Origin of the sequence: Gaiella occulta (assembly GCF_003351045.1) — a bacterium.
Taxonomy (GTDB): domain Bacteria; phylum Actinomycetota; class Thermoleophilia; order Gaiellales; family Gaiellaceae; genus Gaiella; species Gaiella occulta.
In genome coordinates, this window is the sequence record NZ_QQZY01000003.1 from 313,245 (window position 1) to 336,895 (window position 23,651).

Here is a 23,651-nt window from a genome sequence, read left to right on the forward strand (position 1 = left end):
GGGAGATGCCGGCCGGCACGGTCGACCGTCGACGTGAGGACGTCGTCGAGGTCGACGTCTCACGCAACCGCTTCCTGCGCGGCGCCATCGAGCTGCACATCCTCCATCACGCCGGCGAAACCGGTGTGCATGGAGCCTGGCTCAGCGACGAGCTCGCCCGCCATGGCTACCGGATCAGCCCAGGGACGCTGTATCCGACCCTGCACCGACTGGAGCGCGAAGGACTGCTCCGCTCCGAGCGCACGGTCGTCGCGGGCCGCACCCGCCGCGTCTACCGCTCCACCCGGGACGGCGAGCGAGCCCTCGAAGAGGGCAAGCGCGCGCTTCGCGAGCTCGCCGACGAGGTTCTCTAGGCGCCCACCTTCTTCGCTCACGTCCCGCCCCAGGTGTATGACGCCGGGCGCGTCATCCTCGCCTGACGCTCGTGCTGCTGCGGCGATGCCGGCGGCTCTGGACGGTGCGCGTGGGATTCCTCCCCTCCCCGTCGTGGTCGGGAATCGAGCTCGCGCGGATGGCGCTCCTCGCCGGTACGAGACCCAGGTACGCACGGGCCGCAAGAATGTGGGTACCACGTGGGACGCTGGGCTGAACCACGCCAGAAATGGCTCTTTTGAACCGTTTCCGCTGATGGGCGCACCTGGGATCGAACCAGGGACCTCTCGCGTGTGAAGCGAGCGCTCTCCCGCTGAGCTATGCGCCCGGGAGGGCTCTAAGGCTAGCGGACGCGGAGCTCTCGCCCCTCAGGAGGGGAGCACCCACTCGTTTCCGCGCAGGAGCGGCACCGCCGTGCCGCCGGCTTCGATGCCGTCCACCTCCACGTCGGGCCCCCCGATCATGAAGTCGGTATGCACGATCGAGTCGTTGAAGCCGCGTGGGACGAGATCCTCCACCGGCACGCCGTCGGCGCCGTCCATCGCGCGGGTGATGCCCTGCCCGTAGGCGATGTGGCAGGCCGCGTTCTCGTCGAAGAGCGTGTCGAGGAACACGATTCCCGTCTTGCCGACCCGCGACTCGCCGTCGACCAGGGAGACCTCGCCGAGGAACGAGGCGCCGCCGTCCGTGCGCATCTCCTCGCGCACGACGTCGGCGCCTGCCGTCGCGCTCACCTCCACCGCCCGGCCGCCCTCGAAGCGCACGGTGAGGCCCCGTACGACCTGGCCGTTGACGGCGAGCGGCATCGTCGAGCGCACGACCCCGTCGACCCTGAGCCGGTGCGGCGTCGTGAATACCTCCTCGGTGGGCATGTTGACGACGTGACGGAGGCCGTCCAGCGTCTCCTCGGCGCCCGTGAGCCAGCGTGACTCGGGCATCAGGCCGACCGTGAGATCCGTGCCGGGGCCGTTGAAGCGGATCGCGTCGAAGCGGCGCTCGTCGAGCAGCGCCGCCCGCTCGCGCAGGCGTGCGATGTGCGCCCACCATGCCGCGATCGGATCGGGCTCGTCGAGGCGGGTCGCCACCGCGACGGCATCCCAGAGCCGCTCGACGTCCGGCTCGCCGAACACCGCCTCGGCCCAGCCCGGATTCGGGTAGCCGACGATCGTCCAGGCGATCACGCGGTCGTTCGCCGCCCTGAGAAGGCGCTCGGCGATGAGCCGGCCGCGCGTCCTCGCGATCCGCGCCGGATCGAGGTCGGCGAACAGCTCCGGCTCGGGATCGCCGCCGATCGAGATCGTCGCCCCGTGCGACGCCGCGAGCTCGTCGATCAGGGAGAGCGTCCACGGCGGCGACCAGTCGAGCGTCTCCTCCGCGGCGTGCTCGATGCGCGCGCGCCGGACATGGGGGTCCGGGTAGACGACCTCGACGTACCGCGCTCCCAGCTCGTACGCCACGCGGGCGATCGCACGCGCGAGCGGGAGATGATCGGGGTGGGCCGCGACGCGCAGCAGCTGGCCCGGCTGCAGGTTGACGCCGACCTGGACAGCCAGGCGCGCGTAACGGTCGAGGCGCTCGTCAGCTGTCACGGAGGCCACCATAGCCCGGATCTTCCACGTCGCTTCGGAGGTCATCCCCCCGGGCGCCGTGGTAGCTTGCCCCCGTGCTCCTCGAGATCACGACCACCGGGAAGGTCACGCTGATCATCGTCGCCGGGGTGTTCATCGCCTGGGCGCTGGTCACGGCGATCGTCGTCCCGCGCCGCAACCCGGACTTTCCGCGCAACGTGAGCACGTTCGTCGTCGTCACGGCCGCGCTGTTCGTCGCGCAGATGGGCGCCGTCTACTGGGTCACCTCGACGCAGGACGTGGAGAAGGCGGCGGCCGGCGAGACGACCCCGGCGGAGACGACCCCGGCGGAGACGACCCCGGCCGAGACTGCGCCCGCCGCCGGCGGCGCGGGCGACGCGGCCGCGGGCAAGCAGGTGTTCGCATCGGCCGGCTGCGGCGGCTGCCACACGCTCGCCGGCGCCGGCAGCAACGGCACGGTCGGGCCGAACCTCGACCAGGCGAAGCCGGCTTACGATCTCGTCGTCACGCGCGTCACGAACGGCCGGGGCGCGATGCCGCCCTTCAAGGGCCAGCTCGACGAGCAGCAGATCAAGGACGTGGCGGCGTACGTGTCGTCCGTCGCCGGCAGCTAGCGCCGGAGGGTGCGGTCGGGGCTCCTCGCCGCGACGGGTACCCTTGTGCGGTCCGGAGAGGTGTCCGAGCGGCCGAAGGAGCGCGACTGGAAATCGCGTACGTGGTGAAAGCTGCGTCGCGGGTTCAAATCCCGCCCTCTCCGTCGAGAACGGGGCCCCGCCCGGGGCCCCGTTCACGTCTCCGCGTCTGGCTGTGAGCGGAGAGGGAGGGATTTGAACCCTCGATCCGCCTTACGACGGATAACGGTTTTCGAGACCGCCGCATTCGACCGCTCTGCCACCTCTCCGAGCGCGTGAAAGCCTAGCCTGCGCGCCGCGGTCGCCGCTCGGCCTGCGTCGTCGAGGATCGCCGGAGTGCCGGAGTTGCCCCTTCTCCGTTGCACCTGAGTGCCGGCCTCCCTGCGCTCGTCGCGGCGGAACGGGCGAGAGGCGCCGAGAGCGTACCCGCTGACGCCGGGAGAGCCCCGAGGCAGGGAGATCGGGATCCCGCAGACGGCCTGTGCAACGGAGAAGGAGGGATTCGAACCCTCGATGGAGGCATTCACCCCCATAACGCCTTAGCAGGGCGCCGCCTTCAGCCACTCGGCCACTTCTCCGGGAGCGACAAGGATATCGGACGATCCGGCGCCGGCCTGGAGCGACCTCCGCTCGGCCCGGCTCAGTCGTGGATGCGCCCGATGAGGTCGGTGCGCTTGAGCAGCTTCACCTCGATGCCGCCGAGCCGCACGTCGTAGCCGGCCTCGCGCGGGTACAGCACCTTGTCGCCCGGCTCGATCCCGTTCGGCTCCGCGCCGACGGCGGTGACGATCCCCGTGCGGCAGGCCGCTGCCGCGGCGGCGGATGCGGGCAGGATCAGTCCCGCGCGCGTCTCGGTCTCGTCGCTCGTCGGCTGCACGACGAGGTACTCGTCGAGCGGCTCGATCGACACGTCGATGCGCTGCGGCTCCTGGATCATGCTCGAAGCGTACTCCGTGAAGGCTTCTAGAGGCGGCCGGCATCGACGATGCGCTGCAAGAACTGCTGCGTGCGCGGCTCCCGCGGCGCGCTGAAGATGCGCTCGGGCGTTCCCTGTTCGAGGATCGCGCCCTGGTCGAGGAAGCAGACACGGTGCGCGACGTCGCGGGCGAAGCCCATCTCGTGCGTGGCGATCACCATCGTCATGCCCTCCGCCGCGAGCTCGCGGACGACGTCGAGCACCTCGGCCACGAGCTCAGGGTCGAGCGCGCTCGTCACCTCGTCGAGCAGCAGCAGGGCGGGCCGCATGGCGAGCGCCCGCACGATCGCGACACGCTGCTGCTGGCCGCCGGAGAGCCGGTCGGGGAACTCGTCGCGCTTGTCGGCGAGGCCGAAGCGCTCGAGCAGGGCCTCGGCATGGGCGTCCGCCTCGGCGCGCGAGCGCCCGAGCACCCTGCGCGGTGCGAGCGTCACGTTGCCGAGCACGGTCATGTGCGGGAAGAGGTTGAAGGCCTGGAACACGATCCCGATGCCGCGGCGCACGCGATCGACGTCGACGGCGCCGGCGCTGATCTCCGTGCCGGCGACGACGATGCGGCCGGCGTCGATCGGCTCGAGCAGGTTGACGCAGCGCAGCAGCGTCGACTTCCCGGATCCGGACGCGCCGATCAGGCACACGACCTCGTGCTCGGCGACCGTGAGGTCGATGCCGCGCAGCACGTCCAGCTTCCCGAACGACTTGCGCACGCCCTCGAGCTGGAGCGCCGGCACGCTCACACGAGCCTCCCCGCCTGCCGCCGGCGCCGGTCGCGGGCGACGAGCCAGTCGGTGAACCGTGCGAGCGGGATCGTGATCGCGACGAACAGCGTCGCCGCGACGAGGTAGTAGGTGCCGTTGAACGTGGCGGCCTGGTCGATCTGCGTCTGCCGGAAGGCCTCCACGACGCCGAGGGCGCCCACGAGGGCGGTGTCCTTCTGCAGGCCGATGAAGTCGTTCAGGAGCGGCGGGACGACCCGGCGGACGGCCTGGGGCACGACCACGTGGCGCAGCGTCTGGCCGTGCGAGAGTCCGAGTGAGCGCGCGGCGGCGGACTGGCTCGGGTGCACCGATTCGATGCCGGCACGGTAGACCTCGGACACGTAGGCCGAGTAGACGAGCACGAGCGCCACGACCGCCCAGAAGAACTGGGACCGGGGGATCCACGAGACGCCGAGGCCCGGCATCCCGAACCCGAGCATGAAGATGACGAGGATCGTCGGGATGCCGCGGAACAGGTCGGTGTAGACGACCGCGAGCGCGCGCAGCGGGAAGAACACCGGGCCCGGCAGGCTGCGCAGCACGGCGAGCAGCAGCGCGGCCGGGAGGATGATCCCCTCGGCGACGAGGAACAGCTTGACGTTGACGACGAACGCCGAGGCGATCTCGGGGAACGACTCGCGGTAGTACGTCCCGTCGAAGAAATACGCCTTGAACTCCGCCCATCCGGGCGACCGCGTGACGAGCAGCACGACGGCGCCGGCGAAGATGACCGTCGAGAGGAGGGCGATCGCGACCGTCCGCGCCTCGCGTGAGAGGCGGACGGTCGCGCCGCCGAGAACCCTGGAGCTCCGGTTCCCGCTCAGTCCGGGGTCTCTACCTGAGATCCGGCGCGCCGGCCCGCGCGAGCCAGATGCGCTGGAGGTTCCCGATCGTCCCGTTCGCCCACAGGCGGTCGAGCGCCTTGTTGACGCACCTCGTCAGCGGGCTGCCCTTCTGCAGGACGAGGCCGAAGCGCTCCTTCGTGCCCCTGGTCGCCAGCTTGCCGATGATCTTCCCGTCGGGCACCTGCACGGCGGTGACGAAGAACGCCGTCGGCAGGTCGACGACGATGCCGTCGATCTGGCCGTTCTTCAAGGCCTTCACCGCGGCGTCGTTGGTGTCGAACACGAGCGGCTTCGTGGCCGGCTTGATCACGTCGACGATCGTGTCGTAGCTCGTCGTGCCGAGCTGCGCGCCCAGCTTGAAGCGCTTCAGGCCGGCGACCGAGCGCACCGACGCGATCGGCTTGCCCTTGCGGCCGACGACGGCCTGGTTGACGAAGTAGTACGACTTCGAGAAGTCCACTGCCTTCGCGCGCTCGGGCTTGTACGACACCTGCGTGATGTAGAAGTCGAACGGCTTCTTGCCGGGCGCGTACGAGTTGTTGAACGGCACCGGCGTCCACTTCACCTCCGCCCTCGCGAAGCCGAGCTGCTTCGCGACCGCGTAGGCGACGGCGGACTCGTAGCCCTTGCCGCTGTAGGGGTCGCTGACCTTCCACGGCTTCGTCTTCTCGTCGCCTCCGAACCACGGCGGGAAGGCCGGGTTGTCGGCACCGATCGTGAGGACGCCGCCCTCGACCAGCTTCAGCGAGTCGATCGAGCAGCCGGGGATGCCGGCGGGGGCTGCGGGGGCTGCGGGGGCGGCCGAGGCGGCCGCGACGACGGCGAGCACCGGGACGAGCGCCACGAGCGCCAGAAGGGCCTTGCGCATGGGATCCACCGCTCCTCGGGGTCGTTGCGAAAAACCGATCGCCCGAGGCTAGCACGGTCGTTGCTTCAGCTCGGAAAGTGGCCTCGCAGGGGTGCGGCCGAAGCGCGCGAAAGACACTCGCGAGATGGCGTCGCCGTTCGTCGAGATCGAGGTCGAGGGCCGCGCCCTCAAGATCACGAACCCCGACAAGGTGCTGTTCCCCGCCGCCGGCCACACCAAGCGCGACCTCGTCGACTACTACCTCTCGGTCGGCGACGGCATCGTGCGGGCGCTGCGCGAGCGGCCGACGCAGCTGCGCCGCTTCCCCGACGGCATCGAGGGCGAGCAGATCTACCAGAAGCGGGTGCCCGAGAAGCGCCCCGACTGGATCGAGGTCGCGCGCGTCACGTTCCCGTCCGGACGGCACGCGGACGAGCTGTGCGTGACCGAGCTCGCCCACGTCGTGTGGGCGGCGAATCTCGCGACGATCGACTTCCACCCATGGCCGTCGCGCCGGCCCGACAGCGAGCATCCCGACGAGCTGCGCATCGACATCGACCCGCAGCCGGGCACGTCGTTCGCCGACGCGAAGCGCGTGGCGGGGGTCGTGCGCGAGACGCTCGCCGAGATCGGCTGCAGCGGCTGGCCGAAGACGTCCGGAAACCGCGGCATCCACGTTGCCGTGCGCATCGAGCCGCGATGGGAGTTCCCCGTCGTGCGCCGCTGCGCGCTCGCGTTCGCACGCGAGGTCGAGCGGCGGCTGCCCGACCTCGTCACGACGGCGTGGTGGAAGGAGGAGCGGGGCGAGAAGGTCTTCATCGACTACAACCAGAACGCGCGCGACCGCACGATCGCCTCCGCCTACTCGGTGCGGCCACGGGCGGACGCGACCGTGTCGGCGCCGGTGACGTGGGACGAGCTGCCCGATGTGGAGACCGAGGACTTCACACTGCCGACGATGCCGGGCAGGTTCGCCCGCCTCGGCGACGTGCAGGCCGGGATCGACGGCGCCGCCGGCGACCTGCGTGCGCTGCTCGAGTGGGTCGCGCGCGAGGAGGCGGCCGGCATCGGCGAGGCGCCGTACCCGCCGAACTTCCCGAAGATGCCGGGCGAGCCGCCGCGCGTGCAGCCGTCGCGGCGCCGCGAGCGGGACTGACTTCAGGCGCGGGAGCGCGTCGTCGAGGTCGAGTACGGGCGGAACGCGCGTCGTCGCCGCGCCTCCGTGGGTTCCGAAGGTCATCGCAGCCAGTTCCCGCCCGCTCCGTGCGGAAGGCGCGTTCTCGCCTAGCCACCGTTCCCGCTTGAGAAAACCGCTCTGGTGGCGAGAGTGAGAGCGGACATGGTCACTTCCCGGACTAAACCGCCCTGCGACGACGGCTCGAGCCCGTCGTCGAGCCGCGGTGTCCCGGCGCAGTGCCGTCCAGCGGGATCGCTACGGTGCGTCGAAATGAGCCGATCCGACAAGCTGATGCTGGACGAGGTCCAGTGGCCTTCCGTCGCCCTGCGGACGCTCGAGCAGGTGCCTCGCCTGGGCGGTACGGCGTGAAGGCTGTCTCTTTGCAGGTGGTTTCGGGACGCGTATTGCCGAAGAGAGGGGCGTGCGTCCGAAGCCGCTCGTCGAGATCGGCGGGCGCCCGATCCTGTGGCACATCATGAAGATCTATTCCGCCTACGGGATCAACGACTTCGTCATCTGCTGCGGGTACAAGGGCGAGATGATCAAGGATTTCTTTGCCCGCAACCACCTCAACAGCTCCGATGTTCGCTTCGATCTTCGCGCACACCCGATGGAGACGCTGCGCGACAACGGCGAAGAGCCGTGAACCGTGTCGCTGATCGACGGGCGAGTCGGTGATGACGGGCGGACGCCTCGAGCGCGTCGCGGAGTATGCCGGCGGCGAGTCCTTTTGCTGCACCTACGGAGATATCGTGAGCGACGTCGACATCGGCGCTCTGATCGCGTTCCGTCGCGAGCAGGGTGCGCTCGCGACGTTGACGGCGGTTCAACCGCCGGGCCGGTTCGGAGCCCATGCCCTGGGTCACGAGGAGACGACGATCACCCACTTCAAGGAGAAGCCCGACGGCGACGGTGGCTGGATCAACGGCGGGTTCTTCGTGCTGGAGCCACAGGTGATCGACTACATCCCCTACGACTCGACGTCGTTCGAGGCCGGGCCGCTCGAGCGGTCGGCCCAGGAAGGGCGGCTGTCCGCCTTCCGGCACCGTGGCTATTGGCAGAGCATGGACACGATCCGAGACGAGAGGGTGCTCGAGGCTGAGTGGGCATCCGGCAACCCGCCGTGGCAGGTGTGGTGACCGTGGTCCAACCGGCGAGGATCCCCGTCGCCGGGAACATGGGGTAGGGGTTGGGCCATCGGGGGTGGTGAGGCGGAGCGTCCTCCAGACAACCCGGGGGCGTTCAGGCCGAACACTGGTCCCGGACTTGACCGCACGCTGAGTGTGTGGAAAATCTGACTGAGAGGTCGGTCCCGTTGTGTCGGGCCGTCTCGAACAGGGGATCAGGGGAAGAGGGGGCAATGCGGCGTACTTGGCAACCGTCCGAGGCGACGGGGGGCGAACGTCAACCGGCTTCCTTGCGCGCTGATGCGGGCACGGTGGCGATGTCGGCCGCCCTGCAGCCATCGAAGTTCCGCATCCGGTTGTTCGGCCGGCTCGAGGTCGCCCGCCACGACCGGACGCTCGGCCCTCGTGACCTCGGTGGCATCAAGCCGAAGCAGGTGCTCGAGATTCTGTTGCTTGCTCGGGGTGCCCACGTGACCCGTGATCGTCTCGCAGAGTTGTTGTGGGGTGACACGCTTCCGCAGAGCACCGGCGGGGCGTTGGAAACGTATGTGTCGGTGCTACGACGGCGGCTCGCGTCCGGGAAAGAGGGGCACAAGGTCGTTCTGACAGGGCCCGGGTCCTACCGGTTCTCGATCGAGAGCGCAGAGGTCGATCTCGATGCGTTCGATGAGCTGGTCCTGCTTGCCGGGGCTGCAGCCCCTCGGGCGCGGCGGGACCACCTTGAGGAGGCGCTCGCGCTCGCGCGTGGCGAGATCCTCGAGGACGAGCCGTACGCCGAATGGGTGCTCGATCTGCGTGATAAATACCGCGAGCAGGTGCAGCAGGCCACACTCGACGCGGCCAACCTGGCCCTCACCGATGGCGACTTCGCGGGCGCACACGCGCACGCGCAGGCCGCGATGGCGCGCGACCGCCTCGACGAGCGTGCCTGCCGGGCGGCCATGCGAGCGCTCTACGCGCTTGGCCGCCGGCACGATGCGCTTCGCGCCTGCGAGCGCTGTCGTGCGTTGCTCCTGCAGGAGCTCGACGTCGATCCCATGCCGGAGACGGAGGCCCTGGCTTTGTCGATTCGCTGCCATGCCGAGCCGGACGATGTCCTTCCAGCCCTCAGCTCCAGAACGCGATTTCAGCGAACCGCCCCTGCAGGGGGTCCGTGACCCCTGCGTTCCGCGTCGCCCAGGTTTGTGTCAGGTCGGCCGGGCGTTGGGTGCCCGAGACGTTCGCTCATACTGCGAGCACCCGCCATCTCCGGATCGCGCTGAGATCCACTGGCAAAAGGTTTTCAAAAGCCTCGGGTGCGAGGGTGCGCTGCCAGTAGCGACCAGCGACCCTCGAGACCAGCGACCCTCGAGACCAGCGATCTCAGGAGGCGACAGCATGAGGTGGAGGCCAGATCTCCGTCACTCGTCCCGCTCGCAGCGCTTTGCGCGAGCGGTGGTCGGCATCCTGGTGGCGGCCACGATCGCCAGTCTCGCACTCGTCGCCGGTATCTCGAACAATAGTGCCCACGCAGCCGCGCCGGTCGGACAGGGCTTCAACCTGAACGCAGGCGACCTGCGGTTCATCCTAACGCAGATCAAGATCGCCGAAGCCCATGCGGCCGGTGGGCAACTCCTCGGGCCTGGTCCCAACCAGGTCTCGAGTCCGCTGCTCCCGTTCGGCCTGCGGACCGTCGACGGTTCGTTGAACAACCTTCAGCCCGGACAGTCGAAGTTCGGTGCCGCGGACACCATCTTCCCGCGCCTGCTCGTTCCGAAGTACCGTCAGGCAGAGGGCGCGACCTTCGATCCGGATGGGCCTGGCCCACTCGGTGTCGGCAGCCCCTCGGCGTACACGCAGAAGTCGGGGCTCGTCTTCGACTCGCTGCCGCGACGGGTCAGCAACCTCGTTGTCGACCAGACGTCGAGCAACCCGGCCGCCGTGGCGGCCGCCGGCGTGGGCGCCGTGCCCGATCCCGTCTCCGGCACGCTGTTCATTCCGAACCGGGCGCCCGACCTGGGTCTGGCGGCGCCGTTCAACGGGGTGTTCACGCTGTTCGGCCAGTTCTTCGACCATGGCCTCGACCTCTTGACGAAGGGCGGCAGCGGCGCGGTCTTCATGCCGTTGCAGGCCGACGATCCACTCTTCAACCCGGCCCCAGGTACGCCCAACTTCATGGTCCTGACGCGGGGGTCCAACCAGCCCGGCGCCGACGGCATCCTCGGGACAGCCGACGATGTCCAGGAAGGGACGAACACGACGACCCCGTTCGTCGATCAGAACCAGACCTACACTTCGCATCCGTCCCATCAGGTGTTCCTGCGTCAGTACACGCTGCTGGCTGGGAAGCCGCTCTCGACCGGCAAACTGCTCGAAGGCGCGCTCGGCAACATCGGCAACTGGGCCGACGTCAAGGCGCAGGCCCGGACGATGCTCGGCATCCAGCTCACCGACGCGGACGTGACGGACGTGCCGCTGCTCGCGACCGACCCGTACGGCCGCTTCCTGCCTGGCCCCGTCCGCGGCATGCCGCAGATCGTGATGCCGGGCAACGTGCTCGTCGAGGGCGATCCCGCAGCGAATGGCGGACTGGGTGTTGCCGTCGCCGGCTCGGTCAAGACCGGACATGCGTTCCTCAACGACATCGCGCACAGCGCGGCCCCGACCTTCTCCTCGCCCGGCGTCCTGTTCCCCGACACCGATACTTCAGTCGGCGGGAGCTTGGTTCCGGCGGTCCCTGCGGGCAGCTACGACAACGAGCTGCTCGACAAGCATTTCATCACAGGCGATGGTCGTGGCAACGAGAACATCGGCCTGACCGCCATCCACACCGTCTTCCACGCCGAGCACAACCGACTGGTGGATGAGATCGGCCTGCCCGGCGGGCTGCTCGACACCCTGCTGACACCGGCCGAGGTCGCTGATTGGAAGTCTGTCAACCCGGCGTCCGGCTGGGGCTACGGGGAGCGGCTGTTCCAGGCGGCGAAGTTCGTCACCGAGATGGAATACCAGCACCTCGTGTTCGAGGAATTCGCGCGCAAGGTGCAGCCCTCGATCCGCGTGTTCGATGCATACCACTCCAACATCGATCCGGCGATCGTGGCCGAGTTCGCGCACACGGTCTATCGCTTCGGTCACTCGATGCTGGACGAGACGGTGGCACGCACCAATGCCAGTGGCACAACCAACGACATTCCGCTGTTCGGCGCATTCCTCAACCCTGTTGAGTTCAACAACGGAGGGGGCGCCGGAACGCTGACCGCCGACCTGGCGGCGGGCAGCATCGTGCGCGGCATGTCACGACAGGTCGGCAACGAGATCGATGAGTTCGTCACCGACGTCCTGCGGAACCGGCTCGTCGGCCTGCCGTTGGACCTGCCGGCGATCAACATCGCGCGCGGCCGAAGCGAGGGCATCCCTTCGTTGAACTCGGCCCGCAGGCAGTTCTTCGCCGCGACCGGCAACTCGGCGCTGGCGCCCTACGGGAGTTGGACAGACTTCGCGCCTAGCCTCAAGCATCCGCAGACGCTCGTCAACCTCGTCGCCGCCTACGGCACACACCCCAATATCACAGGGCTTGATCCGGACGGTGCAGGCCCCATCCTGGCCGGCGGTCTGCGAGCCAGGCGTGCTGCAGCCGACCAGCTCGTCAACGGCACGACGTTGCCCGGGCCAGACGGCATCCTCGCTGGCGCTGGTGGCGCTGACGACATCCTCCCGCCGGCGAACCGTCTCGACTTCATGAACGGCACCGGTGCCTGGGCCGACGTTTCGGGCGTCACGATCACCGGTCTCGACGACGTCGACTTCTGGGTCGGCGGTCTCGCCGAGGCGCAGTCCCCGTTCGGCGGCATGCTCGGTTCCACCTTCGACTTCGTCTTCAAGACACAGCTGGAGAACCTGCAGGACGGCGACCGGTTCTACTATCTGTCGCGTCTGGCGGGCCTCAACCTGGTGACCCAGGTCGAGGGAAACACGTTCGCGGAGCTGATCGCGCGCAACACGGGCGTCGAGGGCCTCCCGGCCGACGTCTTCTCGCGGGCCGACCTGCTGTTCAATCTGGCGAACCTCGGGACGAGTGGTCCGATCCTCGACGATCCCAGCACACCCCAAGTCGAGTCGACCATGCCCGACCTGACGCGGATGCCCGACGGCACGATTCGCTACACCGGCCCCCTCCACGTCGTCTGGAACGGCACGGACAACCCCGCTGTCGTCGACCGCATCAGGTCGAGTCTGGGTGACGACACCCTCCGCGGCAACGGCGGCGTTGACATCATGGAAGGCGGCACCGGCAACGACCAGTTCATCGGTGGCGCCGGCGACGACATCCTCACCGATACCTTCGGCAACGACGACTTCAAGGGCGGCGACGGCAACGACGTCATCAGCTCCGGACCCGGCTTCGACGTCGATCAAGGCGGTCGAGGCAGTGACTTCATCGTCGGTGGGGCCGATCCCACGGAGACCTTCGCAGGCCCCGGGAACGACGTCGTCTTCGCCGGTGAGTCGACCGACACGGCGTTCGGTGGCGACGGTCACGACTGGATCGAGGGCGGTAACCAGGGCGACGTGCTCGTGGGTGAGGACGGTGCCCCGTTCGCGCTCGACCCGACTCCGAGCAACGACGTCCTCGCCGGCGACGGCGGCGACGACAAGCTCCAGGGCGAGGGCGGCGACGACATCATGGTCGCGGGCCCGGGCCTCGACAATTTCGATGGCATGCTCGGTTTCGACTGGGTTACCCACAGGCTCGATCCGCAGGCCGCCGATTCCGACCTGCTCCGGCTCATCGGGGTGGTCCCGGTCCCGATCCTCCTCGTTGACCGCTTCCGCCGTGTCGAGGGCCTGTCGGGCTGGAACAAAGACGACATCCTGCGCGGCGACAACGAAACCGCCTTGACCCTGGCCGGACTCGGCCAGGAGCTGACCGCCGCCGGCATCAACAACATCCCCGGGCTGGCAGGCCTGCTCCCTGCCGGCGCAATCCAGTTCACGGGGGGCAACATCATTCTCGGCGGTGCCGGCAGCGACCTGATCGAGGGTCGCGGCGGCAACGACATCATCGACGGCGACGCGTGGCTGAACGTGCAACTACGGGCACCCGACCTCGCAAACCCTGGCCTCTTCAAGCTCGTCGACAGCATGACCCAGCTTCGCACGGACGTGCTCGCAGGCAGGATCAACCCGGGCGACATCACGGTCGTCCGCAGCATCGTGACGACCGGGGTTCTGCCGGCCGACGTCGACACCGCCGTGTTCTCGGGTGCGCGGGCGAGCTACACCCTTACCACCAACGCGGACGGCACCCTGACCGTGGCGCACCTGGGCGGCGCCGGCATCGACGGCACCGACACGCTCCGGAACACCGAACGACTGACGTTCTCCGACCAGACCATCCTCGTGCCGACGCCGCCTGCGAACACGGTGTTGCCGTCGGTGAGCGGCGTAGCGCAGGTGGGGCAGACGTTGACGAGTTCGACCGGCACCTGGACGGGCACGACTCCGATCACGTTCACGCAGCAGTGGCAGTCGTGTGTTGGCGTCACCTGCTCCAACATCGTGGGTGCGACGGGCAGCACGTATGTGCCGGTCGTCGCGGACGTCGGCAAGACGCTGCGCGTGCACGTGACCGCGAGCAACGGCGCCGGTCCCCCGGTTGCGGCCGACTCCGTGCAGACGGTCGTTGTGACGGCTGCTGCGGTGGCGCCGCCTGTGAACACGGTGTTGCCGTCGGTGAGCGGGATTGCGCAGGTGGGGCAGCTGTTGACGGGTTCGACGGGTACCTGGTCGGGCACGACCCCGATCACGTTCACGCGCCAGTGGCAGTCGTGTGTTGGTGCTACCTGCTCCGACATCGCGTTGGCGACGGGCAGCACGTATGTGCCGGTCGTCGCGGATGTCGGCAAGACGCTGCGGGTGCATGTGACGGCGACCAACATCGCGGGCGGCCCGATCGCGGCGGACTCCGTGGAGACGGCGGTTGTGGCGGCGGCGCCGGCGGTGACGAGCTTGGTGCCGGACCCTGATTTCGAGTTGAGTCCGACGCCGTGGTTCTTCACGAATGGGGCGGGCACGTTTACGTGGGCGACTGATCAGTCGTTGTCTCCGACGCATGCCTTGAAGATCGTCACCTCGGCGTCGACGTTGTCGCGCTGGTTGACGAACACGTCGTTGGTGGCGGCGCAGGCGGGGCGGACGTATACGGCCCGGGTGTCGGCGAAGACGAGCGGTGTCGCTGGTGCTGCCCGGCTCACGTTGACGTTCTGGAATGCGTCGTCGGTCTATCTCGGGGTGACGGCCGACTCGGCGTCCTTGGCGGGCACCCAGGACTGGACGCCGCTGACGGTCTCCCGGCAGGCGCCGGCGGGCACCGCCTTCGTCCGGGTCGAGCTGCGGCTGAACGGGCCCGGCAGCGCCTGGTTCGACAACCTCCTGCTGAGCGACGGGAGTGTGCCGCCGCCGTCGCCGGTCGCGCCGACGTTGTTGGCGTTGCCGCTTGTGTCGGGGTTGCCGCAGGTGGGGCAGACGTTGTCGGTCTCGACGGGGTTGTGGTCGAACGTGCCGACCTCGTTCGCCTATCAGTGGTTGCGCTGTGACGCTGGGGGCGCGGGCTGCGTGAGTATCGGGTTGGCGACGGCGAGCTCGTATCTGGTGGGGGCGGCTGATCTGGGGTCGACGTTGCGGGCGCGGGTGACGGCATCGAACGTGGCGGGTCCGGGGGCACCGGCGACGAGTGCGCAGACGGCGGTCGTGACGGCGCCGCCACCGCCGGCGCCGCCTGTGAACACGGTGTTGCCGTCGGTGAGCGGGATTGCGCAGGTGGGGCAGCTGTTGACGGGTTCGACGGGTACCTGGTCGGGCACGACCCCGATCACGTTCACGCGCCAGTGGCAGTCGTGTGTTGGTGCTACCTGCTCCGACATCGCGTTGGCGACGGGCAGCACGTATGTGCCGGTCGTCGCGGATGTCGGCAACACGCTGCGGGTGCATGTGACGGCGACCAACATCGCGGGCGGCCCGATCGCGGCGGACTCCGTGGAGACGGCGGTTGTGGCGGCGGCGCCGGCGGTGACGAGCTTGGTGCCGGACCCTGATTTCGAGTTGAGTCCGACGCCGTGGTTCTTCACGAATGGGGCGGGCACGTTTACGTGGGCGACTGATCAGTCGTTGTCTCCGACGCATGCCTTGAAGATCGTCACCTCGGCGTCGACGTTGTCGCGCTGGTTGACGAACACGTCGTTGGTGGCGGCGCAGGCGGGGCGGACGTATACGGCCCGGGTGTCGGCGAAGACGAGCGGTGTCGCTGGTGCTGCCCGGCTCACGTTGACGTTCTGGAATGCGTCGTCGGTCTATCTCGGGGTGACGGCCGACTCGGCGTCCTTGGCGGGCACCCAGGACTGGACGCCGCTGACGGTCTCCCGGCAGGCGCCGGCGGGCACCGCCTTCGTCCGGGTCGAGCTGCGGCTGAACGGGCCCGGCAGCGCCTGGTTCGACAACCTCCTGCTTACCCAACCGTGAGCGTCCGGCGCCGAACCGCCACCGGCTGAGCGCACGGACGGCGCGGGCCGGGTACGGGCAAGCATCTACCCGTACCCGGCCCGCGCGAATCTGATCACGCTCGAGGTCGGCTCTCGCGCCGATTCTGGCCGGGCCTCATGGAGCGAGCAGATCGGCGACCGCCAGCCCGCCGGTAGGTCGCGGCGAACGCAGTTCCGCCCACGTGCATGCGCGCGGGTCCTTGTCGGGGCGCAAGCGGATCAGCTTCGTGCCGTGGCGGAAGCGGCGCCCCTGCAGCTTGTCGTACCTGACCTCCGCGACGAGCTCCGGTCGCAGCGCCTGCTCCTCGAGGCCCGCGCCGCCCCAGCGGTTCGGCTCGGCGAAGCGGCGCTCGGGCGCGTTCTCGAGCAGCGGCAGCACCTGCTCCGCGATCGCGGCGTGGCGGCCCGGCGCGACGGCGGCGGAGCCGACGTCGCCGATCTCGCCGTCCTCGCCGTAGAGGCCGAGGAGCAGCGTGGCGATGCGATCGGGCTTCGCCTTCCAGCGCAGTCCGATGACGACGCAGTCGGCCGTGCGCTCCGGCTTGACCTTGACGACGGCGCCCCGGCCGCCCGCCTCGACGGGGCGGTCGAGCCGCTTCGCCACGACTCCGTCGAGGCCGAGGAGCTCGAGGCTGCGAAGCCACCCCTGCGCCTGACGCGGGTCGGAGCTCGCAGGCGAGAGCGTGAAGGCGGCCGCGTCTCGCTCGAGGCGCGCGCGCCGCTCGCAGAGCGGCCGCTGCCACAGTGCCTCGCCTCCCCACAGCAGCATGTCGAAGACCACGAAGCGCGCCGGGATCTCGGCCGAGAGCTTCCGGATCCGGCTCTCGGCGGGGTGGAGGCGCATCTGCATCGCGTCGAAGTCGATCGCACCGTCACGCTCGATCACGATCTCCCCGTCGAGCGCGGAGCGGGGCGGCAGCAGCTCGCCGAGCGGGAGCAGCTCCGGGAAGTAGCGCAGAAGCGGGCGCCCGTTGCGCGACCACAGGCGCGGCTCGCCGCCGGCGTTCTCGAGCACGCCGCGGAATCCGTCCCACTTCGGCTCGTAGAGCCAGCCGTCCCCCGCGGGGAGGTCGCGCACGAGCTCGGCCTCCATCGGCGGGAAGGGGACGGAGGCGTCCAGCGTCGAAGGGCGCTCGGCGGGCCTTGACGGCTTCCCGGCTCGTGGCACGGAGTGAAGGTACTACGCTTACGCGTCCATGCGGCGCGTAGCGATCACCGGGCTCGGAGCGGTCACGCCGATCGGCCTCGACGCGCGGTCGACGTGGGAGTCGGCGGTCGCTGGTCGCAGCGGCGTCGGCTTCATCGAGGCGTTCGACGCGAGCGGCTTCCCCGTCCGCATCGCCGCGGAGGTGAAGGGCTTCGACCCCGGGTCGGTGGCGCCGCCGAAGGAGGTGCGGCGCATGGAGCGCAACGTCCTCTTCGCCGTCGCGGCGGCGCAGCAGGCGTGGGCGGAGGCGGCGATCGAGGACGTCGACCCGGCGCGCGTCGGCGTCGTCGTCGGCTCCGCGATCGGAGGCCTGCCGGGCATCGCCGACCAGCACGGCGTGTTGCTCGAGCGCGGCGCCGACCGCGTGTCGCCGTTCTTCCTGCCCTCGGTGCTCGTCGACACCGCGAGCGGCCAGATCGCGATCCAGCTCGGGCTCCGCGGCCCCAACTACGCGCCGGTGTCGGCGTGCGCGACCGGCTCCACGGCGGTCGGGGAGGCGGCCGAGATCGTCCGCCGCGGCGCCGCGGACGTCGTGCTCGCCGGGGGCACCGAGTCGTGCATCCATCCGCTCGTCCTCGCCGGCTTCTGCGCGATGCGCGGGCTCGTCGCCGAGGAGGTCGACCCGACGCTCGCCTCGCGCCCGTTCGACGCGACCCGGGCGGGGTTCGTCATGGGCGAGGGCGCCTGCATCCTCGTGCTCGAGGACATCGACGCGGCGAGGGCGCGTGGGGCGACGATCTACGCCGAGGTGCTCGGCTACGGAGCCTCCAACGACGCCCACCACCTCGCGCAGCCAGACCCCGAGTCGACGGGCGTCGCGGAGATGATGCGCTCCGCGCTCGAGCGCGCCGGCGTGGCGAAGGAGCGTGTCGGCTACATCAACGCGCACGGCACCTCGACGCCGCAGGGCGACCTCGCGGAGACGCGGGCGATCAAGCAGGTGTTCGGCGACCACGCCTACCGCCTCGCGGTGTCGTCGACGAAGTCCGTCACGGGGCACTGCTTCGGAGCGGCCGGAGCGATCGAGGCGATGATGTGCGCCCTCGCGCTGCACCACGGGATCCTGCCGCCGACGATCAACTACCGGACTCCCGATCCGGAGCTCGATCTCGACTACGTGCCGAACGAGTCGCGCGCGCTCGAGCTCGACGTCGCGCTGTCGAACGCGATGGGCCTCGGCGGCCACAACGGATGCGTGCTGCTCGGGCGAGCGCCGTCCTGAGGTCCGATCATGTCCGGCGCAGGCGCCGCCGGCCGGCCGTCGCCGGCACGAGCGCGAGCAGCGTCGCGGTGAGGGCGACGGCGCGCACCGAGGCGGTGGAGCCGAAGCCCGACGGCGCGCGTCCCCTCGCGTGCTGACAAATGTTCTTTGCATTTGCGCTTGCCGGCGTCGTGCGGCACGATCGAGCGCCTGCGAGTGATCTGGAGTGCCTGTGTCGAGGTTCGTGCGGCAGTGGCGAGGCGTGCGTCTCCGTGGCATCTCGAGGAGGCGGGAACAGACACGCTTCCGTTTCGCGCCGGGCGCGCTCGCGCCCCTGTTCGTCACGGCGGCGATCCTGATGCTGCCGACGATCTCACTCGTGGTCCGCGCCGGTGGGGCGACGGCTGCGGGGCCGTCGGTGTCGGTACAGGTCGTGCTCGAGAATCCGGACTACGAGACGTTGGCCGTGGCCGGCGATGTCGCGTACGGCCGATCCACGTCGGACGCTCACGCGATCTGGCGTTCGAGCGATCACGGGTTGACGTGGACGAAGGTGCTCACGCTCGCGTCGAACGAGCGGCTCGTCTCGATATCGGCGCTCTCGAGCGGGACGGTGCTCGCTCACGTCGATACCGGGTCGATGACGCTGTTCCGCTCGGGCGACCAGGGGGCGACGTGGACGCGCGTGTTGTCGTTGCCGAGCTCGCCGGTGTTCTACACGACGCTCACGCCGGCGTCGATCAGCGACGGCGCCGGGTACGTCTGGCTCGGCACCTACAACATCACAGCAGCGGACTTCCTGGGCGCGAACTACCTGTATCGATCCTCCGACGACGGTCGCAGCTGGGCGGTCGTGAGCTCGTCTACCGGGCACCGCCACATCCATGGTGTGAAATACAACGGGGCGAACGGGAAGCTCTACGTCTTCTTCGGCGATGCGAACGGCGGTGGCATCTGGGTCTCGTCCGACAACGGCATCTCGATCAGCCCGCTCTGCACCGACTATGCCTGCACGATCATCGACGCCGCATTCGACCCGGGCGGCGCCTCGGCGGTGTTCGGGACGGACAACTACACCTCGCAGAACCGGATCGTCAAGGTGTCGCTCGCTGACGGCGCGCGGACGCAGATCATGAACATCCCGTACGACTCCTTTTCGGCCTACCGCCTCCCCCCGAGCACCTATCTGATCGGCACGACGCACGAGCCCGGCGTCCCGATCGTCGACCCGAACCTCCACCTCTACGTCTCGACCGACGGCGGCACGACCTTCACCGACGCCTACCGGATACCCATCCCCTTCGCCGACGGCCGCGCTGACCTCCAGGTTCAGTTCTCTTACCCAAACGGCGACTTCCCGATCCAGGTCGACGGCCACGGCACCATCGTCGCCCGCCTCGTCACGGCCGGCGGCGCGTCGCCTCCCGCAAACACGGTGCTGCCGGCCGTGTCGGGCACAGCCCAGGTCGGGCAGATCCTGACAAGCACGACCGGCAGCTGGACGGGCACCGTCCCGATCACCTACAGCCGCCAGTGGCAGTCCTGCAGCGGCGCCGACTGCACCGGCATCGCGGGCGCCACGGGCGCGACCTACGCGCCCGTCGCCGCAGACGTGGGCTTCGCGCTGCGCGTGCGCGTGACCGCCGGCAACAGTGCTGGCGTCCCCACCTCCGCCGACTCCACCCCGACCGCCGCGGTGGTGCCGGCCGGCGGCTCCAGCGGCGGCGCCGTTGCCGGCGGAGGTGGTGCCGGCGACGGTGGTGCAGGTGGCGGTGGTGCCGGCGGCGGTGGTGCCGATCTCTCTGTGACGGGGTCCGTCGAGCCTGCGAGCGCCCCGGTCGGTGGGACGCTGACGTGGCGGCTGCAGCTCGTCGACAAGAACCGTGCCACCGCATCCGGCGCCTACGTCGATGTGCAGCTTCCAGGCGGAGTTTCGCTCGCGTACAGCCAGACCGATCGTGGCGCCGGCTGCAAGCCGCTCGGAGTGGCGTTGCGCTGCGCCCTCGACTACCTCGCCAACGACGCGCCGGTCGGAAACGTCACGCTGGTCACCAGCGTGACCACAGCGGGCGAGCTCGTTCTCCGCGCGGTCGGCGGCTTCGCTGCCGCGGACCCGGCACCCGCCGACAACACGATCACCCTGAAGGCCAATTCGCCGAGTGCATCGGCTCCCGAGCCCCCTGCGCCGCCGAGCCGGGGCGTGCAGAAGCCCCGGATCACGCACACGCGGCTGCTGCCTCTGCGCGCGCTCGCAGATCGAGGCGTCGCGGTCCTGGAGACCAGGGTCCGGGTCGACCGCCGGGCCCGGCTCACGGTTGTCGTACGCGACGTTCGTACCGGCGCGGCCGTGACGAGCTTTCCCGGCTCTCGGTTCGGCACGAGCGTCTTGCGGGCGGGGGCGAAGACCCTGACGACCACCGTCGACAGGCGGACGGAGTTGAAGCTCAGGCTCCTCGTGCGCTACGCCGAGCTCACGGTGGGGCAGCGCTATGCCGTGATGGTCACCGCCACGTCCGCGGGCGGCACGAGCCGGCTCCGTTTCCCGTTCGCTCGCTAGTGCGGCGTCTCGCGACATTCCACCGGAAAGCCTCGTTGCGAGACGCCGCGCTCGATGCGTGCTGCATGTCGCCCGGCTGCTGCGCAGCCGGGCGACACGATCCTGAACGGGCGCGCTTCGCGCGCCCGTTTCGGGTCGAACGTTTGGAGACGGCGCGCTAGGCAGCGATCACCCCTCGTTCCGCCGATTCGCCTTGCACGATCCTCGGTGGCTCAGCCCCTTGGATGCGGCCCCCAGCGCGTGCCGGGTGGTTGCCGGTGGCCACGAACGCGGGGCCGTCACGGGCTCGCTCGTTCTCGAGGAGCGCCCGGGTGCCGTGAGGCTGCTCGGCGGGCGGCCGAGCGGGAAGCCACTGGAACGTGAAACGGCGTTCACGTTCCAGTGGCTTCCCGGCGCTCCGGCTCCTTGCCCTGCTTCGTCCTGGTGCTACTCGTGCCGGCGGGCTGCGACCCGGCGAAGACCGAGGCCGGCGACGATCGCGACCGCGCCGAACAGGAGCACGAGACCGATGTTGAGCCCCGTGAACGGAAGCTCGCCCGAGCTGGCGACGTTGGGCGCTGGGGTCGGAGCCGCAGTCGCAGTCACCTGCGGCTTCGCCGAGCTCTTTGCCCCCTTGCTGGCGGCCTTCACCTGCGGCTGTTCGCTCGCGATTGATGTCGTCTGGTTGTCGTACTGCGTCTTGACGGGAGTCGCTCCCGCGATCGGCGCACCCACGATCGCCACCACCGCACCAGTCGCAAGAGCTACTGCAAGTCGATTGGTCATGGTCCGGACTATAACGACGGGAGCGGAGGCCCTCTACTGGCCTTATGGGTAGTTGCATGGCGATAGAGGGTGATATTCCCTCGTTCGAGGGATTCGCGCGGGCAATCCGGGCTCTTCCGGGCGGCTCGGAGCCGGAGCTCGGAGCCGGCCGCGCCGTGCGCGTCCCTCGATCGAGGGACGGGCACGGTCGTGAAGCCGGCGGTGGCACGGCGGCATCCGCGAGGTTTCGACTGCCGGCGGCGGTCGTGTCGCCGCCGATACCCCTTTCAGGGGTGCGGCGCGTCCGGGAGGCATGCCGATCGGTGAGGCATGACACCTCGCCGCCCCTCCCACGGTCACCGTCTCCCCGAGCGAGCCGGAGTCCTCGCTCGCCTCCGTGGTCACGGCCGCAGCATCGTCGTCCACGCCACGCTGGGGCTCGTGCTCACCGTTGCCGTCCTCGGCGTGCTCACCGTCTCCTCGCCCGACGCGAAGGCAAGCGAGATCGCGGGGACGTGGGAGGGGGGTGGATATGCGCCGTTCAGCACGCTCGAGTGTCCGCATCCGTCGACGCAGTTCCAGCTCGTGAGCTCACCCGTGCGTGAGGGGTCGTACGCGGCCCGGTTCAGCATCACGGGGAACGACGTGTGGTCGAACGGGTCTGTTCGCTGCCTGGCGGCAAAGTACGACACCGGGGAGACGACGGGGATGGACAAGTACTTCCGTCTCTCTGTTTACATCCCGAGCCCGGGGATCTCGAGCAACCTGATCTGGGAGCTCCATCACCCGAGCAGTCTCTACAACCTGCCGGGTTGCGGGATCGCGCCGTTCGCGCTGACGACCGACGGCTCGAGGCTGCTGTTCCGGATCGCGACCGGCGACTGCAAGGTCGGGGCCGTCAACTGGAGCTACTGGGAGCCGAACATCGTGATTCCCGGGTTGAGCCCGTATCCGAAGGACACGTGGATCGACCTCGTGATCCATATCCGCTTCTCGGAGTCGGCGAACGGCCTCGTCGAGGTGTGGAACCGCGTGGGCGGCGGCTCGTGGCCGTCGTCGCCGCAGCTGACGCGGAGCAACATCCCGACGATGCCGTTCTCCAATGCGACCGGGGTGCACGACGCGAAGCTGTACACCGAGATGGGCCTCTACCCCGGTGGTCCGTATAGCGGGAGCGACACGATCTATCTCGACGACTACCGGCGCGAGTCGTCGCTTGCCGCTGCCCTGGGATCTTCCGCCCCGGCCCCCGCCCCGGCTCCGGCTTCGGCGCCCGCGCCAACTCCGGCTTCGGCGCCCGCGCCGGCTCCGGCTTCGGCGCCCGCGCCGGCTCCGGCTCCGGCGAAGCCCACGGCGCCGGCCCGGCCGGCGACTCCGGCGACGAGCCCGAAGAGCGCTGCGGGCGCGACCGCCGTGCCCGCGGCTCCAGGCGGGTCGGAGGCTGCCGTGAGGCTTCTCGAGGTGAAGCCCTACGTGATCGAATGGGACGGACGGCTGTTCCCGACCCCTGGTGCGTTTCGGTCGTACCTGATCGGGCTCGGCATCGACTGGTCGGCCTTCCTCGAGAGGCATCCCGCCGTCGCGTCGCGGGTGGCGCTGCCGTATGTCAGCTGGGACGGCAGGCGGTTCTACGACCAGGCCTCGCTCGCTCGCCTTCTGGCCGCACAGAGGGTTTCCTACGGTGCCTGGGCGCTGCGCCACCCGCAGGCTGCGGCGATTCTCGCAGGTCAGCCCGCCTCTTCGGCGCCGCGGACAGCGGCCGTGGTGCTCGAGAAGCGCGTTGCTCTCACCTGGGAAGGCATCGGGTTCACGACCGCCGGCGGGCTGCGAACGTTCCTCGCGCAGCGAGGCATCGGCTGGGACGCGTTCCTGTCACGGCACCCGGCCGTCGCGCAGCGGCTCGGCCTCTCGTCGGTGAACATGGGCGGGGTGCAGATCTACACGCGGAGCGCTCTCTCGCGCTGGCTCGCGGCACACGGCGGCAGCCTTGCGAAATGGGTGCTCAAGCACCCCGGGGCCGCCGAGAGGTTGACGGCCTAGCCGGCCCGTCTCGCCTTCCCGGCACGGATCGCCGCCGTCGTCCGTCCTCTTGCCGCTAT

The 23,651-nt window shown here is 69.6% G+C and carries 15 protein-coding genes, 4 tRNA genes and 1 pseudogene; 10 read left to right on the top strand and 10 right to left on the bottom strand.

The features are described 5' to 3' along the window. Nucleotides 1-74: 74 nt before the first annotated feature. Nucleotides 75-353, top strand: coding sequence for an Rv3488 family transcriptional regulator (locus tag Gocc_RS08565; RefSeq protein WP_422717989.1), 279 nt, complete (start codon nucleotides 75-77; stop codon nucleotides 351-353). Nucleotides 354-628: 275 nt separating this feature from the next. Here the strand turns inward: Gocc_RS08565 and Gocc_RS08570 are convergent. Together Gocc_RS08570 and Gocc_RS08575 are read right to left on the bottom strand one after the other, a co-directional pair. Next, nucleotides 629-700, bottom strand: a tRNA-Val gene (locus Gocc_RS08570). 40 nt (nucleotides 701-740) lie between these two features. Then, nucleotides 741-1,961 carry an aminopeptidase gene (locus Gocc_RS08575; protein ID WP_220150530.1) on the bottom strand — a complete coding sequence of 407 codons (1,221 nt, stop codon included), beginning with the start codon at nucleotides 1,959-1,961 and terminating at the stop codon, nucleotides 741-743. Nucleotides 1,962-2,035: 74 nt separating this feature from the next. Here Gocc_RS08575 and Gocc_RS08580 point away from each other — a divergent pair, with 74 nt between their 5' ends. Beyond that, complete coding sequence (locus Gocc_RS08580) at nucleotides 2,036-2,575, top strand: c-type cytochrome (protein WP_114796113.1); 540 nt, start codon at nucleotides 2,036-2,038, stop codon at nucleotides 2,573-2,575. 54 nt (nucleotides 2,576-2,629) lie between these two features. Continuing rightward, nucleotides 2,630-2,718 (top strand) — tRNA-Ser (locus Gocc_RS08585). 55 nt (nucleotides 2,719-2,773) lie between these two features. On the opposite strand, the gene Gocc_RS08590 is transcribed toward Gocc_RS08585, so the two are convergent. The 6 genes from Gocc_RS08590 to Gocc_RS08615 form a co-directional block, all read right to left on the bottom strand. Next, nucleotides 2,774-2,862, bottom strand: a tRNA-Ser gene (locus Gocc_RS08590). 218 nt (nucleotides 2,863-3,080) lie between these two features. Next, nucleotides 3,081-3,171: transfer RNA gene (locus tag Gocc_RS08595), tRNA-Ser, on the bottom strand. Between the two features lie 62 nt (nucleotides 3,172-3,233). Continuing rightward, a complete protein-coding gene (locus Gocc_RS08600) occupies nucleotides 3,234-3,530 on the bottom strand; it encodes a co-chaperone GroES family protein (RefSeq protein WP_114796114.1) in 297 nt (98 codons plus the stop codon). Nucleotides 3,531-3,556: 26 nt separating this feature from the next. Then, nucleotides 3,557-4,306, bottom strand: a complete 750-nt coding sequence (locus Gocc_RS08605; protein WP_147281223.1) for an amino acid ABC transporter ATP-binding protein — start codon at nucleotides 4,304-4,306, stop codon at nucleotides 3,557-3,559. After that, nucleotides 4,303-5,037, bottom strand: coding sequence for an amino acid ABC transporter permease (locus tag Gocc_RS08610; RefSeq protein WP_220150532.1), 735 nt, complete (start codon nucleotides 5,035-5,037; stop codon nucleotides 4,303-4,305). The genes Gocc_RS08605 and Gocc_RS08610 overlap by 4 nt, the downstream gene beginning before the upstream one ends. 124 nt (nucleotides 5,038-5,161) lie before the next feature. Continuing rightward, nucleotides 5,162-6,040: an ABC transporter substrate-binding protein gene (locus tag Gocc_RS08615; RefSeq protein ID WP_114796116.1), complete on the bottom strand. Its 879-nt coding sequence runs from the start codon at nucleotides 6,038-6,040 to the stop codon at nucleotides 5,162-5,164. 124 nt (nucleotides 6,041-6,164) lie between these two features. On the opposite strand from Gocc_RS08615, the gene ligD reads away from it, so the two are divergent. The 4 genes and pseudogenes from ligD (at nucleotide 6,165) to Gocc_RS08635 (ending at nucleotide 15,823) form a co-directional block, all read left to right on the top strand. Continuing rightward, nucleotides 6,165-7,175 (top strand): non-homologous end-joining DNA ligase, encoded by a 1,011-nt coding sequence (gene ligD, locus Gocc_RS08620; RefSeq protein WP_114796117.1) that lies wholly within the window; start codon nucleotides 6,165-6,167, stop codon nucleotides 7,173-7,175. A 424-nt stretch (nucleotides 7,176-7,599) separates the two neighbouring features. Next, nucleotides 7,600-8,335 (top strand): annotated as a pseudogene (gene rfbF, locus Gocc_RS17090) (glucose-1-phosphate cytidylyltransferase). Nucleotides 8,336-8,640: 305 nt separating this feature from the next. Continuing rightward, entirely contained in the window at nucleotides 8,641-9,480 is an 840-nt protein-coding gene (locus tag Gocc_RS08630) for an AfsR/SARP family transcriptional regulator (RefSeq protein WP_245904899.1), read from the top strand. A gap of 382 nt (nucleotides 9,481-9,862) precedes the next feature. Then, complete coding sequence (locus Gocc_RS08635; RefSeq protein WP_479691068.1) at nucleotides 9,863-15,823, top strand: peroxidase family protein; 5,961 nt, start codon at nucleotides 9,863-9,865, stop codon at nucleotides 15,821-15,823. 135 nt (nucleotides 15,824-15,958) lie between these two features. Here the strand turns inward: Gocc_RS08635 and Gocc_RS08640 are convergent, their stop codons facing one another. Beyond that, entirely contained in the window at nucleotides 15,959-17,011 is a 1,053-nt protein-coding gene (locus tag Gocc_RS08640; RefSeq protein WP_281268434.1) for an ATP-dependent DNA ligase, read from the bottom strand. Between the two features lie 28 nt (nucleotides 17,012-17,039). Here Gocc_RS08640 and fabF point away from each other — a divergent pair, with 28 nt between their 5' ends. Further along, the gene (gene fabF / locus Gocc_RS08645) at nucleotides 17,040-18,272 is read left to right on the top strand and encodes a beta-ketoacyl-ACP synthase II (protein WP_114796121.1); all 1,233 of its coding nucleotides are present in this window, start codon (nucleotides 17,040-17,042) and stop codon (nucleotides 18,270-18,272) included. Between the two features lie 241 nt (nucleotides 18,273-18,513). Next, nucleotides 18,514-20,808, top strand: coding sequence for a DUF11 domain-containing protein (locus Gocc_RS16125; protein WP_181813486.1), 2,295 nt, complete (start codon nucleotides 18,514-18,516; stop codon nucleotides 20,806-20,808). 426 nt (nucleotides 20,809-21,234) lie between these two features. Here the strand turns inward: Gocc_RS16125 and Gocc_RS08655 are convergent, their stop codons facing one another. Then, a complete protein-coding gene (locus Gocc_RS08655; RefSeq protein ID WP_147281225.1) occupies nucleotides 21,235-21,573 on the bottom strand; it encodes a hypothetical protein in 339 nt (112 codons plus the stop codon). Between the two features lie 420 nt (nucleotides 21,574-21,993). Here Gocc_RS08655 and Gocc_RS16930 point away from each other — a divergent pair, with 420 nt between their 5' ends. Further along, nucleotides 21,994-23,592: a heparin lyase I family protein gene (locus tag Gocc_RS16930; protein WP_181813487.1), complete on the top strand. Its 1,599-nt coding sequence runs from the start codon at nucleotides 21,994-21,996 to the stop codon at nucleotides 23,590-23,592. Nucleotides 23,593-23,651: the final 59 nt, after the last annotated feature.

What these genes read in the sequence shown, in the direction of transcription:
- Gocc_RS08600 (WP_114796114.1), bottom strand. Translation starts at nt 3,530, where the DNA reads ATGATCCAGGAGCCGCAGCGCATCGACGTGTCGATCGAGCCGCTCGAC.
- Gocc_RS08615 (WP_114796116.1), bottom strand. Translation starts at nt 6,040, where the DNA reads ATGCGCAAGGCCCTTCTGGCGCTCGTGGCGCTCGTCCCGGTGCTCGCC.
- ligD (WP_114796117.1), top strand. Translation starts at nt 6,165, where the DNA reads ATGGCGTCGCCGTTCGTCGAGATCGAGGTCGAGGGCCGCGCCCTCAAG.
- Gocc_RS08630 (WP_245904899.1), top strand. Translation starts at nt 8,641, where the DNA reads ATGTCGGCCGCCCTGCAGCCATCGAAGTTCCGCATCCGGTTGTTCGGC.
- fabF (WP_114796121.1), top strand. Translation starts at nt 17,040, where the DNA reads ATGCGGCGCGTAGCGATCACCGGGCTCGGAGCGGTCACGCCGATCGGC.
- Gocc_RS08655 (WP_147281225.1), bottom strand. Translation starts at nt 21,573, where the DNA reads ATGACCAATCGACTTGCAGTAGCTCTTGCGACTGGTGCGGTGGTGGCG.